Raw genomic sequence first — 15,599 nt, 5'->3', positions numbered from 1 at the left:
GCTCGGAGAATGATATATATTATAGGTTAATACAATATCCCTATCATGTTTATAGCTCAGAATAACCTTCAGTTCATACTTGAAGTTGCAGTGATAATCCACGTTGGCATAATACTCCTCTTCAATGTGGTTGCAGTACCTCTGAGTCTTGTGATGTTCCTTGGAACGGTAATAACGGTTATACTGGCTCTCATATTCTCATTTGATGCCGCCTTTCTCCTCCTGCCATTCCTCTCACACCACGAGTTCACACACCCCTTTGGCCCATTTGCGGTTCTATTCTGGGTTACAATGGTGGCATCATCAAATCTCCTCACGGAGGCGGGTATAAGGTCTACATCGGTTAAGAAACTCTCCCTGCTCCTATTCTTCATAATAGCAATTGCAGGGGGACTCATGCACCGCTCCTTCCTGGTTTTATGGCTCCTTGGCTGGGCGTTCGGGTACCTGCTCATGTCAAAGAGTTTCAGGAGAAGCACAAGGATAACCAGAAAATCGGTTCTATCATTTGTTCTTGCAGGTGCAGGAGCATTTGCACTGATGGAGTTCCTATCGAAGGTTCTCCATAAAAGTGTTCTAAGCCCCATGCTCAGGATCACAAGGCTTGAGGAGAACACCATCCCAAGCCTTTCGCTGGTACTTAAGAATACCACATTCTGGGGGCATGTCCAGGGGTCATGTTACTGGAAATCAGCCTGCCTTGGTGGCGCCGATGGTTACATCACCCTTCCAGTTACCATGATACAGAACCTTGGCCTCCCCTACCACATATTCTATGGCGTTCTGGTTGTAAAGAAGGACTACATAGACTACATGCTGCCAGGTATATTTGCGGTGGCCTTTGATGCAGGTTTCTTTGGCCTGCTCTTCCTCCTCGCCTGGGTCATGATAGTCACCTTCTCTGGCCTCAGGGTTCTTAAAAAATATCAGGAGCAGAGGCTCAATGGGAGCAGAATGCACCTGGGAAGGGAGGCCCTGCTCATAGGTTCACTGGCGGCGTTCCTCTCACAGAGCCTGGTGGGCCTGTTTATATTCAACAGGTCCTTTAACTCATCGGCCCTGCTCACCTATATAATAATATCAGCCCTTGTAATGGCACATACAGTCACTGTGAAGAGGACCATTCAGTGATGTTTGTGATGACATGGTTTTTCCTGATCATTCAAGTCCGATGGGGCTGTGAAGAGGACCATTCAGTGATGTTTGTGATGACATGGTTTTTCCTGATCATTCAAGTCCGATGGGGCTGTGAAGAGGACCATTCAGTGATGTTTGTGATGACATGGTTTTTCCTGATCATTCAAGTCCGATGGGGCTGTGAAGAGGACCATTCAGTGGTGTTTACTGATTTCCACTCTGAGAAGACTGCTGGGGCATGCTTCAATACATGCCGGAATCAGAACGTCAGCATCAAGGCACAGGGCACACTTGTCTGCCACCAGATCTTCAAATATTATGCATCCTTCAGGACAGGCCTCAAGGCAGAGTCTGCAGCCGACACACATTTCAGGGTCAATGACAGGAATATTATTTATTATCTTAACTGCACCAACCCTGCAGGCACTTAAACAGGGGGCGTTGCTACACTGTCTGCAGAATACAGGTTTTTCTGCGTACTTCATTTTTTTCTTACCATGAACCTGCTGGCAAGCCCTGACACAGAGGCCACAGCCTGAGCACATCAGCTCATTTTTAATTACTATTCCGCCCATGGGATCACCTGATGATCGTGGGCTCCTTTACTGGCTCACGTGGTTTCCAGTTCTTTTCCCTCAGTATCTCCAGTATATCATCTTTATGCTTGTAGGGGATCTCCCTCTCATTCCTTACGAAGAGGTCAATATCCGCAGGTAGATCGCCGTAATATTTCAGGTGGAGGTCAACGTAGTTGCTGAGCTTCACCATTCGCCCTCGGGGTGTGTCGTTGGGTCTTATGCACATCTTTGAAGCCATAACCAGGCATTCGTTGATACTCTCTGCCGCGTAGGTCAGGTGGGGTGGGGCCGGTTCAGAGGTGACCATGCTGTCATTAGATTTATCCCTTATCACCCTTGCGCTGGATTCACCCAGGTAAAGCCTGCGGTACTTTGATGCGTGGGGCCCGAGAACTGCAGGTATACCCCACCTGTTTGCCCCGGTGACTATTGCAAATGCCTTCTGTGACATGGCACCCCATCCTATCACACAGACACCTATCCGGTTGATTATGTAATCTGCTATTTCAACGGTGTTCCCATTCATGGGCACCCCTGCGAATATGTTGGCTATCTTTATGGCGCTTCCAATTGCATGGGAGTTCCCGACACAGGGGCCGAGGTTGAGAAGTCCTCCCCTATCGAAGTCTCCAGGGTATTTTTCATAGAGTGTTCTGCCCTCGTCATCATGTGTGAGGGCTATATCCATGGCCGCACATCCTGCTGCAAGTACTATATAGCCCCTTTTGAGGAACTCCTCAGCGATTATCTGCACATCCCTTTCACCTGAGGGGTAGTTGGAGCATCCTGCAAGTGATATGACGCCGGGTATATCACCGAACACTATCGGGGCACCTACCCTCCTTATCTCTATATCCTGTACCGGCCCCCTGCCTGCCCTTATGAGGAATCTTTCAGGGGTTTCTCCGCGTGATTCTCTTATGATATCCAGGATGGGCACTCCCATAGGGCATACCTCCATGCACCGACCGCAGCCACTGCAGCTTTCATAGAGGGTCCTCATGGCGCGGAAGTCACCCTTCTTTGCATCATATATTGCCTCCATGATGGGCAGCATTGCCGGGCAGACACGGTTGCATTCCCCACATAGTTCACAGTATCCCAGCACTGAATTTAGCTCAAGATCTTTTTGTTTTTCTGGTTTCCTGGCTGGAGTGCAGTTTGAATCACAGGGTGAGCACCTCACACAGTTCACACTGAAACGGTCTGATGTTTTGGGGTCCCTGCCACGGGTAAGCTGAAGTGCAAGGTTCACAGCAACCATGGCAACCTTTTTTTCATCCTTTATAAGAACCCCCGGTATTTTCTCCTGCAGTATCCTGTTTATTATCCTGTAGGGGTTCTCTTCAGTCATGTCCTCAAGGCCCATACTGCATTTGTCACTTGTTGCAACCACAACCATCCCCATCTCACTGCACACATCATATACATCTGAGCGTATGCACTGTTCATCCAGTACAACCACATCTGGAATTCCTGATCTGAGGAAGGTGAGCTGCCTTGATATGGGCCCAACTATCTTCGATGATTTTGAGTACCTGCCCATCTCCATGGCTGTGCAGCAGAGGCCACAGATCTCGATTTCCTCCTCAACACCGATATCCTCTGCGTAGTCTATTATCTCAGCTGAGGGCGCTATGTTGTGCCCTATGCAGAGTATTACCGGTTTTTTACTGTCTATAACGTCCATTCCAATTTCCAGCATGTGCGTATCTGCTTTGCCTGTGGGGAGCCCATACTGGTTTATCTGTGCTATCTCGGCCACCTCAAGGGCCATGATATCCAACATGCCGGCATGGAGGGCCTTTGACTCGAAATCGGTTACATCAGCCTCCTGACCGGTATGAACTGAGGCCATGAGATTTGTGAGCTCCCTTTCTATGTATGTCATTATCCTGTCGAGGTCCTCTGGTGTTTCAGGATCTATACCGGTTACTGTGGTGGATATTGGTGTCTTTATGTCTATTGAACTATCATAATGGAGTTCTGATGTGGGGTTTTTCTCGATAAGGGTGTCCACGAGGTCCCTTGCGTGGGCTGCATGTGCTGATGCACCTATAACTGCAGTTGATAGGGTCTCCCTTGCCTGCTGTTTCTCGAGGTTTATACCGCAGGCTCCCCTCTTACCCAGAAGGTCACATTTGCCGTAGGTGCACATGCAGCATAGGTCACAGAGGGGTGCATAGAATGGCTTGAAATGGGATAGGAGATTGAGGTCCCATTTTCTAAGCTCATTGTAATCCACAGACGCCCTCTTACTCTCGCATGATTTTCTTTTGAGGTATTCGTCAATTTCACCGAATTCAAGGCGAAGTCCCTTAACATTTATTGTATCCTTTGATGCTCTTGGCATGCTGTCACCATATACCATCAACTATAAATATCATTATTAATCATTATAATTGTAAAGGCAGTATTTAAATGTTGTGAAAGCATGACCGCATGGAACCCAGCTCTAACATCAATAAGGAATGCAACCGTCATGCCACCAGAAATGGTTGCATTGACAATAAAAAAGTCTGAAAGACCGCTCATGGTGGTGGGGTCACTGGTAAATGACCTTCCCCATGATATACTGGACAGGATAGTTAAAATAATAAAAAAAGGGAAAATGGGGGTTGCTCTAACAGGAGGGTCCAGTCTCAGGATAAATGAACTGAGAAGGAAAAACATAATAGGGGTAATCGAACTTGTAAACAACCTCAAAAATCCTGACTGGGAGGGCTTCGATGGAAATGGCAATTATGACCTTGTATGCTTCATAGGTGTTCCCTATTACATAGGTTCACAGGGTCTCTCAACCCTCAAGGCCTTTGCACCCCACCTTAAAACAGTGACCCTCTGCAGGTACATGCATCCAAATGCAGACATCTCATACCCCAGCATGAAATACACAGAATGGCTCAGATGGCTCGATGAACTCATAGTTGCCCTAGAGCAGTAGGTCATGAAAAATAGATGGCAGGGTCTGATATTGCAGCAGGGTCATGAAAAATTAAATATTCTTTCAGAGGGCCTTTGATATTTCAACCGCCTTCTCAGCGGCCCTCTCAAGGGAGGTTTCAAAGGGGATCCCTGCATCTGTTAGGATCCTCTGCCCCTCCTCCTCATTGGTCCCTGTGAGCCTTATTACAAGGGGCACATCCCTCTCGGCATCCTTCAGGGCATTCACAACACCCCTTGCAACATCATCAGCCCTTGTTATACCACCAAGCACATTCAGGAACACCACCTTCACATCAGGGTGGGATATTACCAGGTTTATGGCCCTCCTTATGATGTCCTCTGAGGCACCACCACCTATATCAAGGAATGTGGCGGGTTCACCCCCCTTCAGTTTTATGAGGTCCATGGCTGTGAGTGTCAGACCTGCACCGTTCCCTATAACTGCAATGTCCCCCTCAAGTTTAACAAAGGCGAACTCCTCTGGTTCATACTCATCCAGTTCCATGAATTCACGGTGACGGTGGATGGAGTCATCGTCCACCTCAAGCTTTGCATCTGCCGCAATAACATCATCACCTGAAAGTACAAGGGGGTTTATCTCGGCAAGCCTCGCATCGTACTTCCTGAAGAGATGGTAGAGTTTCCATATCACACCCCCCACCTTTGGTATGAGTTCACTTTCAAGGCCCATCTTCCTTGCTATCTCCCTTGCCTCATAGGGGAGGAACTCATCAAGGGGGTTTACATGGTAACGCACTATCTTCTCGGGGGCTTCGGCTGCAAGGTCCTCGATATCAACTCCACCCTCACTGCTTGCCATTATAAGGGGCATCCTGGCCGCGCGGTCAATAACGACACTCACATAGAATTCCCTGTCGATGGGGATCTTCCTTTCAACCAGGACAGATTTAACCTCCTCGCCCTTAACCCTCGATCCAAGAAGATCAGAAGCAACATCAGACGCAGTTTCTGGTGTTGCAAAGCGTATACCCCCCGCCTTTCCCCGGCCACCTGTTAGGACCTGTGCCTTGATGGCCACCTCCGAGCCCATACTCTCAGCGACCTCAGATGCCTCCTGGGGGGTCCTGGCGACGGATCCCTCAGGGACGGGTATGCCCTCAGCTCTAAATAATTCCTTGGCGCTGTACTCATAAAACTTCATTTCTGTCCCTCCATGATGAGTTCACGACCTGCCTGGAATGCCATGATGTTCTTTTCCTCAGTCCCGGGCGGTACACTGTTCTTTATGGCCTCCTCAGCGGCCCTGACACTTACAACTCCAGTGGCCTCTGTCAGGGCCCCCATCATCACCATATTGGCCACGATGGTTATACCGACCTTCTCCTCGGCTGTCCTGGTGGCAGGCGCGCGGAAGTAATTGATCTTTCTTTCCTCAAGGAAGTCCTGGATTTCATCCTCAATGACCATGTCAGGGTCGACGATGAGGGTCCCGCCGGCTTTGAGATCGTCCATGTAGGTAAGAAGTGCCTGGTGTGACATTGCAACGAGTATGTCAGGGCTCTGGACCTTGGGGTAATCTATCTCCTCATCACTTATAACAACCTCAGCCCTTGAGGCGCCACCCCTTGCCTCGGGTCCATAGGACTGGGTCTGTACAGCGTAAAGGCCATCATATAAACTTGCAGCTTTACCCAGAACGATTCCTGCAAGTATAACCCCCTGACCACCGAATCCAGCAATTCTGATTTCCTTCCTCACTTCAATCATCTCTGTAGGCTGATTTGGTTATATCAATTTTCCCGGATTTTTCTTCAATCATCCCATAGATCCTGTCACATAGTTCAGGGCGTGGGGCATCTTCAAATTCACCGATGATGAGTTTCCCCTCAACCTCTTCGGGATCCATTTTGAGGGCCTTCCGCCGGTTGATACTGTTCTCCTTCATGAATTTCATCATCTCAACCGGGGACCGCATCCTGTTCTTTCTCCCGAAGTAGGTTGGACACTGTGAAACAGCCTCTATGAACGAGAAACCCCTGTTCCTGAGTCCCTTCTTTATGGAGTTTGCAAGCTGCAGGGGGTGGGCGACTGTCCACCTTGCAACGTAACTTGCACCTGCGGCCTTGACGAGTTCAGAGAGATCAAATGGATCCTCAAGTGCACCGTATGGTGCTGTGGTACCGAAACTTCCCTCCGGGGATGTGGGGCTTATCTGCCCCCCGGTCATCCCGTATATGCTGTTGTTTATGCAGATAACTGTGAGGTCAATGTTCCTCCTTGCCCCGTGTATGAGATGGTTTCCGCCGATGGCTGCGGCGTCACCATCACCTGTGAACACCACAACATTCAGGGAGGGGTTGGCAAGTTTGAGCCCGGTTGCAAAGGCTATGGGCCGTCCATGGGTTGTATGGAGCGAGTCGCATTTAACATAACCAGGGATCCTTGATGAGCAGCCTATACCTGAAACCATTGCAATGGTGTCAAAGTCAACACCGGCCATCTCCATGCCCTTAAAGAAGGTGTTGAGCACTATCCCGTTACCGCAGCCTGCACAGAATATATGTGGGAGCCTGTCCCTCCTGAGGTACTTGAGGTATGGGTTTTCCTTTACATTCATCTGAACACTCCTTCATTTCATCATCATTATAATGTGGGTGTGTTTCTTACATTCATCTGGGCACCTTCATTTCATCCCCATAATCTTGTTTAGGATCTCATGGGGGCGGTGGATCTCACCACCAATCTTTGGAAGCAGTTCCACCTCGGCCATGCCTGAGACAACTCTCTGAACCTCGTAGAACATCTGCCCCAGGTTCATCTCAACGACCAGAAGCTTCCTTGATGACTCAGCGGCTTTGCGGATTTCATTCTCAGGGAACGGCCATGGTGTGTTTATCTTGATGTACCCTGCCTTCACACCCTCGGACCTCGCCATCTTAACTGCGGTTGCAACTGAACGTGAGGGGGCGCCGTATGAGATGACTGTTATGTCTGCATCATCGGTGTACTCACCCCTAACATCCACTATCTTATCTCTGTGATTCAGTATCTTGTCACAGAGTCTCTTCACGAGTTTTTCGTGGCCCTCAGGGTTTGAAGCATCAGGGTACCCCCTCTCATCATGGGTGAGTCCTGTCACAGGTACTCTGTAACCATCCCCAAAGGCCGGCATCTCAGGGACGAAGTCTCCATTGGGCTTGAATGGGATGAACTCACCGGGGGGACTTTTGGGTGACTTTCTCTTTCTGATTTCCACCTTGTCGGGTATGGTTATCTTCTCCCTCATATGACCCACTATTTCGTCACTGAGGACCACCACAGGCACCCTGTATTCCTCTGCAATGTTGAATGCCCTCACAGTGAAATCGAAGCACTCCTGCACAGAGGATGGTGAGAGGGCTATTATTTCATAGTCCCCATGTGAACCCCACCTTGCCTGCATCATATCACTCTGGGATGCCATTGTCGGCTGTCCTGTTGAGGGCGAACCCCTCTGTACATCCACAATCACCAGTGGGGTTTCTGTCATGGCAGCGTATCCCACATGTTCCTGCATGAGGGAAAAACCAGGCCCTGAAGTGGCGGTCATTCCTTTAACACCACCCCAAACGGCGCCTATAACTGCCCCGAGAGCACCTATCTCATCCTCCATCTGAACAAAGACGCCACCTTCCCTTGGAAGGAGAACAGCCATTTCCTCAGCAATCTCTGTTGATGGTGTGATGGGGTAACCTGCAAAGAACCTGCATCCGGCACTTATGGCACCACGGGCGCAGGCATCGTTTCCCTGAATAAAGTACTCCTCAGTCATCGTCATACACCACTATTGCCTGATCAGGACACATTAGCATGCATAGCTTGCATCCCGTACATTTATCCAGATTTTTAGGGATGGGTTCATGTACGCCCTTTCTGTTGAGTTCCTCTGACCTGACATAAACCCCTTCAGGGCAGAACTCCCTGCATATGTCGCATCCCTTACAGAGATCTGAATCTATCTTTATCATGGTAATCTTCCATCAAGGTTCTTATCATAGCTTTGCTTTCAGAATTTAAATAATTAATCAAGATAGATTTTTGTTTCATCAGTGGATCTGAGGTTCCATGCCAATCCTTCATATACATGAGGGGATATCCCATGCAGCTGGATGCAGATTCTCAGACCTTACAATCAATCCTTCACATACATGAGCGGATATCTCAGTTCATCAAGGTACTCGAGGCAGACAGTTATCCTTGATGAACCATATTCCACTGTTAACCTCACCCTTAGCATCTCGCCGGTGAGGGAGACATAACCGAATTCTCCAGCAGCATCCCTTACCATGTCCCTGTCTATATTGACCTCAGCATCCCTGATTGCCGGCTGGAGCTTTATGGATTCCGCAATTGCACCCTCAAGGACCTCAACGGTTTCAAGGTTAACAGGGGTTCCAACGAACTGGTGGAAGAGGGCACCCATACTTATGCCGCCCTCAAATATGGCCCTTTCCCTATCTGATAGATTTGAAAAGTACTCTTCTCCTGGTTCTCTCATTTTAAACACCTGAAATTTTACTAAAGTCCAAATATACTGTTGAATTCAATGAGCTTCTCTGATATGAATTCTGGGGGGATCGGGAAGATGTACCCCAGCAGCAGGAAGATTGTGAGGCTTATTACCGCTGCAAGGAGAATCCTCCTATCTTCATAAACATGACAGAGTCTGGTGATCAGAAGGCCACCCCCAAGGAATCCAAGTATTATGAGGATCGCATAGTACCTCTTGGGGTTTTCCACCTTGATGTTTCTCTGGTAGGCCTTAATGTCCTCAAGCTGACACTCCACTATCAGCCTCTCCCTCGTCGACCCGAGGGGGTGGCATGTGATGAGAAATAGCCTCGCTCCCTGATTCACTGAGATCTGGTAGGATGCTGGCACGATGAATGATCGATTAACCCTGTAAGTCGCAAGGCCAACACCAGGCCAGTTAAGGTTGACCTCATCCCCTGGCTTCAACTTATCGAGGTTCAGGAAGGGTGAGCCGTAGAGTGTCCTGTGCCCGAAGAGTATGACGGTTCTGTTACCAGGGGGATAGGACATGGGTTCATGGTAGACTCCATAGAAAACGGATCGGTTGTTGATGGTCTCCTGAAGGTTAATGGATGGTATCTCAATGAACGGAGCCCTGATATCAGGGTTCTGAACAATTACCTGTGAGGAGTAGAAACTCACCTCAAGAAGGGCGTAGAGTGACACTATGAACATGCCTGCAATTATAAGAAAAGTTGCCAGCCTCATGAATGTCCCCATAAAAAATTAAGGTGGATGATTAACGTATGATCCTTGTGTAGGCAACTGCGGCTGCAGTCACAAGCACACCTATCACCAGTGGACCGTAGGGGGCACCCGTTTTAGCACCTGGAACAGATGATGAACCGGTTGTCCCCTGAAGAGTGCCTGGCGGGTAATACCCCCCACCACTGGTTGAACCGTTACCCCCGCTTACCTTAGCAGGCCATTCATAGGTGTATACAAACCTCTGTGAGGTCTCGGGGTCCATTGTGACATCCCATGCAGCAACCTGTGTGCTCACAAAGAGGTCATCATCCACAAAGGCCTTTGGTGAACTGTATATAAGTTTTGAGTTTGCAGGGGCAATGGGGGCCCTCACGATACCTGAAACCTTCTCTTCATCGATGTTGATCAGAGTGAACCCAAAGGTCCCCTTCCAGTATTTGAGGTCCAGTGATGGGTTTAGGACCTCTATCTCATTGGGCATGAACCATGAGGACATGAGGCCAGGCTCATTTATAAGTGGCCAGTAATTGCTGTCATCTGACTCAACGTTAACGATGTAACGGGGTATTTCACCCATATCCCCCGTGGCCATGAGGCCAAATGACACTGTTTTTGTTTCCCCAGGTTTCACCTTCCAGCCGTAGTCACCTCCGAGTTCAGGTGTCCTTGACTTGACCATTTTAACTGCCGCTGGATCCGTCCACTGGATGAGCCATTTGATTGTACTGTTCTCTGAAAGGCTTCCCTGGTATACCTGCCCTATCTTGAAGTACTGGACGTTGTTGTCGTTGTTCTTTATCTTCACGGTTATAACAGCGGTCAGGTCCTTCAACCTGAAACTGGTTGCAGATGGTTTTTCAGAAACCCATGTCTCCTTGGCGGCTGACCCTGTATCAGAGACTCCCATAATGGAAAGCATGAACACAGCAGCTATAACAACATACACCCATTTTTTCATAAACATCCCCACCTAAAATATTAAATAAAAATTTAATAAATTTTTCGGCTTAGTCAGCCGTATATGCTCTGCAGCTCCCTTATCATCCAGTCAGGGGCGTTCTGTGTTGGCACGGTCAGAACGATGCTGTTCATGTTCTGTATCAGGAAGAGGACATCCTCCCTTGGGACCTCGAGTATTATGAGGTAGTTGGCATCAAGCTCCCCCAGATTTGTTGACCTCTCATAGTTGGATAGTCTTATACCGTAGTTCTGGAGTATAGCATTGATCTCGGCTTCATTCAGACCACCTGAGGCAGCCGCCCGCAGGAGTTGCTCCACATCTGTTGATGATGTCCTCTCATTCTCACTCTGAGAGGTTATTGTGTTTAGTGTTAACCTCTGAGTGTTTAGTATGCGTGCGTCAACTGTTCCACTGTCCCTGGATCTGAGAATCGCAAGTACAGTCGCCCCGCTTATCCTTGGAGTTGATGCTGCAGATGATGTATTGTTCTCGGTGGCGTTCTGGTTGAGGTAGACGTCGACCATGTTACCGACACTTATAAGGCCGCCTGCAGCCTGCAGTCTTGTGATCATTATTGGCACAGCAACGGTATCAGGGGTCTGGATCTGCGTATTTGCAAGCACGGTCGCATCGGCCTGACTCACAAATTTCTTTGCATCAGCCACCTTCATTATCACACGCTTCTCCTGGCCGTTATCCGTGTAATTAACCATAACCCTGCCGACACGGTCCTTCTTTATATTTATCTGCTGGTTCTGATAGGTACGCCATGACTGTGTTGCGGGACCCACAACGTCAACCGCCAGGGCCTCCTCTGGTGTAACAGCGGCATCTATCTGTGCAAGGATGGCCTGCTTCTGGGGATCGGTTGCAAGGGGACCCTTGAAGAGTGCGTCCACCTCAGCGATCTTTGTGGCCTTGGCGTTCTGCAGCACCTCCTGGTATGGCTGGTAGACCAGGAAGTAATAGCCTGCACCAGCTAGGACCATGAGAATAACACCAAATACGAGGGCGCCAACAAGGGTTTTCTGATCTTCGTCCGGGATTTTTCGACCTATACCTCCCGATGGACCTCCAGGTCGCTTGGGTGGTGGTGTAAGTCTGGGTTTAGGCTTTTCACCACCCTTGAGAGGTTTTTCAGGGGTTTTCCTGGCCTTTGGCTTTTCAGGGGATTTCAGCCGGGGCTTGGGTTTTGGCATGGGCCTGGGTTTTTTCTTATCTGAGCCCTCACCGCCACTGAATTTACCCACAAGTCCCTTGAGTTTATCCCCAATTTTCGAGTCATCTTTTCTGTTGTTCTTCCGGAGATCAGGAGGATTATTCTTTTTCTCCCTGTCATTACCTTTAATCTTATCAAGCATTCAGATCACGTCTCATTGGTGTTATAGGCACTGCAATGTATGCCACAGTGGCCATGAAAAGCATGATAGCTGCTGGAGCAGCGGCCATTCCAATTATGCCTGTTAAAATTGTTGCCATTATGAGCATGAAGGCAACAGGGGCCATTCTATTCCCCACACGCGAGTATTCGATGCTGCTGACCATGAGGATACTGACAGCTAGCATCAGGGCCCCTACAACCTTCTCACTGTAGAATCCTGTGAGATAAAATGATGATACAACAACCGCCGCCACGGGTATTGGAAGTCCCGTGAAGTTCTTCCCACCCCCTGTGAGAACATTGAACCTTGAGAGTCTCAGTATGCCACATATTACTATTAAGAGACCTACTAATATATTAATATATCGAAAATCGGCACTTGTTAGGTAGATAAGGATGGCTGGGGCAACACCAAATGAGATTACATCCGAAAGGGAGTCCATGTTTTTGCCAAATCCATGAATATCAACTCTACCAGTTTGACGTGCGACCCACCCATCAAGCGAATCGAAAATGACAGCCAAGAGCATAAGAATAGATGCAGCACTAAATGCCCCCTGAATGGACATTAAAATGGAAAAATAGCCTGATGAGGCATTTAAAATCGATAAAAGATCAGGTAATGATATGAAGGATGTTATTTTCTTGTTATTCATCAGCGCCACCTGCAGTATGTATATTGTGTCTGACTAATTAAGTATTAATTGTGGTCAGCCTCATTTTCTATGAACCTTGCGAGCACGGTCTCCCCGGCAACTGGTTTTGAACCTGTCTTCACAAGCACCTCACAGTTTTCTGGCAGTATGAGGTCGACCCTTGAGCCGAACCTTATCATACCTATACGGCCCCCCCTCTCAACATGGTCCCCCTCATTGACGTACTGAACGATCCTCCTTGCAATGAACCCTGCTATCTGCACCACCCCAACATTACCATGCTCTGTTTCTATCACGATCAGGTTCCTTTCATTTTCGGTGAGGACACGTGAACGTGCAATCCTGAATTTGCCGTCAAGGTGCTCCGTGTATATCACCCTCCCTGATACTGGTGACCGGTTAACATGGACATCAAATGGCGACATGAAGGTGCTTATGAGAATACCCGCCTCACTATCGGGGAATATCCTGTCAATAAGGGGGTAATCTGACCCAACCCTCTTTATGCGGTCTATACCACCAGATAAGCGCCTTCCATCTGCGGGGGCGACGATGAGGTTATCTTCAGAGGGGATATTCCTTTCAGGGTCCCTGAAGAACTGCATCATGAAGGCTATGAGGGTGAACATGAGTATACTGACAGCGTGGTAGCCCAGAAGAAATGGTATGGTGGCCACACTTATGAGGAAACTGGCCCTTTTTGCAACTCCCTTCACAAACACACGATTCACCTAGTATAATGTTGTAGAGGCACATGAAGAACCTAGAGAGTAACACTCTGGTTTTCACTCATCAGCGCCTTTAATGGACCTCCTGTGACTGCAGTCTTTCAGGAAATCAGCACCTCACTGAATGTTGAATAATATTAGTGAAACATATATATAGTCATGTGCTGAAGATTAAATGTAATCTGTGATTGATATGCATGTGTTTTCCTCTGGAGCGGGGGAACTTTCTTTTAAGTTCCTTTTAGAGTAGATGTGATGGTGATGATAGAGAGTAAAATAAAGGTTCTCAGAAAGGCAGCGCAGGTTTCAACGGCCCAGAGTTCAGATAGGCTGTGGTGTGTGATTGCAGGTAATGAGGAGATGGTCAACTCTGTGGCATATGAGGCAATCACATCCAGGGATCTTGTAAAGATACTCTTCAGGGAACACGTTACCATCAAGGATTCCTTTTTAAGAAAACGCTTTGATTTAATAATGCTTTATGGCGAAAGCAACAAAATAAGAGATCTTTCACTTATCTGCAAGGAAAAGGGAGGGGCCTATATAAAAATAGCCCCATATTACGTTGAGAACGAACCCAACCTTGTGCTTCTGGTGGCCCCTGAAAACTACATGAAAAGATTTGCAGGGGAGGCCGAGAAGAATAAAATAGGTTTTTCATTCATCCTTGAGGACAGAACAAGCGGATTTATAGAAACAGACGTCTACCTTACAGAGAGGCTCCCGGCATTTATAAGGAATATAATCGATCCCCTCTTCAAGGTTACAGACGTTGTCCTGGTAACACTGCTGATATCTGTTCATGAAGCAGGGGATGTTGAGAGGATAAATGAGATAGCATCCCGCAACAACATATTTGCAGTTGACTTTAGAGACATATTTAAGGAGGAGTAGCATGTTTTCATTTGGAAAGAAAAAATCTGAAGAGAAACCGGAAAGGAAGAGTGCAATCACCAATACACTCGGAATAGACCTGGGTACCCTCAACACCGTGGTTGCCAAACCAGCAGGGGATAAATTTGATATCTACAAGATTCCCTCTGTGGTGGCCGTCAAGAAGGAGGACCCATCATATGTCCTTGCAGTGGGTGAAGAGGCAAAGATGATGCTGGGAAGAACACCTGAGGACATAATCGCTGTGAGACCACTGAGGAAGGGTGTTATTGAGAGCGTTGCACAGGCAGAGGCCCTCCTTGTATATGCAATGGAGATGGGGGCGGGAGATTCTGAGTCCATTGACAGGATAGTTATAGGTATACCCGGGGATGCCTCAGAGGTTGAAAGAAACGCTGTTGAGGAAATAGGAAGGAAGGCCGGGGCAAATTATGTCCTGGTTATAAGTGAGGGCCTTGCAGCCGCCATAGGGGCCGGGCTGCCCATAGCAGAGGCATCAGGGACCATGGTTGTTGACATAGGGGCCGGTTCAAGTGACATTGTCGTGATATCCCTTGGAGGCATAACCGACATTGAGACAATCCGGGTCGGCGGGGATGATATTGACACCAACCTTGTTGAACTGGTGAAGGAGAAGTACAATGTTGAGATAGGCATCCATGAGGCAGAGAAGGCAAAGATAGAGGTTGGGATGGTCAAGTGTAAGGAGGATCTTGAAAACCTAAAAACGGTGGTTATAGGTAAATGCATGGAGACAAACAAACCTAAAAAGGTTGAAATTGACTCTGAAATGGTTGCAGAGGCTGCTGAGCCCGTTGTAAAGGGTATAGTGGACTCCATAGCAGCGGTACTTGAAAGGCTCTCACCTGAACTCATCTCAGGGGTCTACAACAAGACGGTTGTTGTGGGTGGAACCTCACAGCTCAGGGGTCTCAGGGAGAGGATACTGGACGAGGTTGGCATTCCTGCCGAGATATCAGATGACCCCATGACAGTGGTTGCCAAGGGAGCCGCAATAGTTGCTGCAGAGCCGAGGGCACTTGAACCTGAGGTAAGGCTCAAGGCAATGAAATAATT

The 15,599-nt window shown here is 48.2% G+C and carries 17 protein-coding genes; 4 read left to right on the top strand and 13 right to left on the bottom strand.

All coding sequences use genetic code 11. The features are described 5' to 3' along the window. Positions 1 to 45 precede the first annotated feature (45 nt). Positions 46 to 1,131, top strand: coding sequence for a hypothetical protein (locus QFX39_RS02165; RefSeq protein ID WP_300477037.1), 1,086 nt, complete (start codon positions 46 to 48; stop codon positions 1,129 to 1,131). Between the two features lie 200 nt (positions 1,132 to 1,331). Here the strand turns inward: QFX39_RS02165 and QFX39_RS02160 are convergent, their stop codons facing one another. Together QFX39_RS02160 and cdhA are read right to left on the bottom strand one after the other, a co-directional pair. Further along, the gene (locus tag QFX39_RS02160) at positions 1,332 to 1,712 is read right to left on the bottom strand and encodes a 4Fe-4S dicluster domain-containing protein (RefSeq protein ID WP_300477035.1); all 381 of its coding nucleotides are present in this window, start codon (positions 1,710 to 1,712) and stop codon (positions 1,332 to 1,334) included. A gap of 4 nt (positions 1,713 to 1,716) precedes the next feature. Then, positions 1,717 to 4,068, bottom strand: coding sequence for a CO dehydrogenase/acetyl-CoA synthase complex subunit alpha (gene cdhA / locus QFX39_RS02155; RefSeq protein ID WP_300477033.1), 2,352 nt, complete (start codon positions 4,066 to 4,068; stop codon positions 1,717 to 1,719). A gap of 81 nt (positions 4,069 to 4,149) precedes the next feature. On the opposite strand from cdhA, the gene cdhB reads away from it, so the two are divergent. Next, positions 4,150 to 4,659 (top strand): CO dehydrogenase/acetyl-CoA synthase complex subunit epsilon, encoded by a 510-nt coding sequence (gene cdhB / locus QFX39_RS02150; protein WP_300477031.1) that lies wholly within the window; start codon positions 4,150 to 4,152, stop codon positions 4,657 to 4,659. Between the two features lie 63 nt (positions 4,660 to 4,722). On the opposite strand, the gene sucC is transcribed toward cdhB, so the two are convergent. The 11 genes from sucC to QFX39_RS02095 form a co-directional block, all read right to left on the bottom strand. Continuing rightward, entirely contained in the window at positions 4,723 to 5,823 is a 1,101-nt protein-coding gene (sucC, locus tag QFX39_RS02145; protein ID WP_300477029.1) for an ADP-forming succinate--CoA ligase subunit beta, read from the bottom strand. Beyond that, a complete protein-coding gene (locus QFX39_RS02140; RefSeq protein WP_300477162.1) occupies positions 5,820 to 6,380 on the bottom strand; it encodes a 2-oxoacid:ferredoxin oxidoreductase subunit gamma in 561 nt (186 codons plus the stop codon). The genes sucC and QFX39_RS02140 overlap by 4 nt, the downstream gene beginning before the upstream one ends. Position 6,381: 1 nt before the next feature. After that, positions 6,382 to 7,239 (bottom strand): 2-oxoglutarate synthase subunit KorB, encoded by an 858-nt coding sequence (gene korB / locus QFX39_RS02135; protein WP_300477027.1) that lies wholly within the window; start codon positions 7,237 to 7,239, stop codon positions 6,382 to 6,384. 66 nt (positions 7,240 to 7,305) lie between these two features. Continuing rightward, positions 7,306 to 8,433, bottom strand: coding sequence for a 2-oxoacid:acceptor oxidoreductase subunit alpha (locus QFX39_RS02130; RefSeq protein ID WP_300477024.1), 1,128 nt, complete (start codon positions 8,431 to 8,433; stop codon positions 7,306 to 7,308). Further along, complete coding sequence (locus QFX39_RS02125; RefSeq protein ID WP_147671569.1) at positions 8,426 to 8,629, bottom strand: ferredoxin family protein; 204 nt, start codon at positions 8,627 to 8,629, stop codon at positions 8,426 to 8,428. The genes QFX39_RS02130 and QFX39_RS02125 overlap by 8 nt, the downstream gene beginning before the upstream one ends. A 164-nt stretch (positions 8,630 to 8,793) precedes the next feature. Next, positions 8,794 to 9,159 carry a dihydroneopterin aldolase family protein gene (locus QFX39_RS02120; RefSeq protein ID WP_300477019.1) on the bottom strand — a complete coding sequence of 122 codons (366 nt, stop codon included), beginning with the start codon at positions 9,157 to 9,159 and terminating at the stop codon, positions 8,794 to 8,796. Between the two features lie 20 nt (positions 9,160 to 9,179). After that, complete coding sequence (locus QFX39_RS02115) at positions 9,180 to 9,902, bottom strand: sortase (RefSeq protein WP_300477017.1); 723 nt, start codon at positions 9,900 to 9,902, stop codon at positions 9,180 to 9,182. Between the two features lie 31 nt (positions 9,903 to 9,933). Then, positions 9,934 to 10,860 carry a hypothetical protein gene (locus QFX39_RS02110; RefSeq protein WP_300477014.1) on the bottom strand — a complete coding sequence of 309 codons (927 nt, stop codon included), beginning with the start codon at positions 10,858 to 10,860 and terminating at the stop codon, positions 9,934 to 9,936. 53 nt (positions 10,861 to 10,913) lie between these two features. Continuing rightward, the gene (locus QFX39_RS02105; RefSeq protein WP_300477011.1) at positions 10,914 to 12,224 is read right to left on the bottom strand and encodes a DUF515 domain-containing protein; all 1,311 of its coding nucleotides are present in this window, start codon (positions 12,222 to 12,224) and stop codon (positions 10,914 to 10,916) included. After that, complete coding sequence (locus QFX39_RS02100; protein ID WP_300477008.1) at positions 12,217 to 12,900, bottom strand: archaetidylserine synthase; 684 nt, start codon at positions 12,898 to 12,900, stop codon at positions 12,217 to 12,219. Before QFX39_RS02100 ends, QFX39_RS02105 begins: the two co-directional genes overlap by 8 nt. A gap of 44 nt (positions 12,901 to 12,944) precedes the next feature. Further along, on the bottom strand, positions 12,945 to 13,622 hold the full coding sequence (locus tag QFX39_RS02095) for an archaetidylserine decarboxylase (protein ID WP_300477005.1): 678 nt from the start codon (positions 13,620 to 13,622) through the stop codon (positions 12,945 to 12,947). Between the two features lie 267 nt (positions 13,623 to 13,889). On the opposite strand from QFX39_RS02095, the gene QFX39_RS02090 reads away from it, so the two are divergent. Beyond that, positions 13,890 to 14,522: a hypothetical protein gene (locus QFX39_RS02090; protein WP_300477003.1), complete on the top strand. Its 633-nt coding sequence runs from the start codon at positions 13,890 to 13,892 to the stop codon at positions 14,520 to 14,522. A 1-nt stretch (position 14,523) separates the two neighbouring features. Continuing rightward, entirely contained in the window at positions 14,524 to 15,597 is a 1,074-nt protein-coding gene (locus QFX39_RS02085; RefSeq protein WP_013296205.1) for a rod shape-determining protein, read from the top strand. Positions 15,598 to 15,599 lie beyond the last annotated feature (2 nt).

The sequence above is a fragment of the Methanothermobacter sp. genome (assembly GCF_030055425.1).
Classification (GTDB): Archaea; Methanobacteriota; Methanobacteria; order Methanobacteriales; family Methanothermobacteraceae; genus Methanothermobacter.
This window is presented reverse-complemented; position numbering and strand designations above follow the sequence as displayed.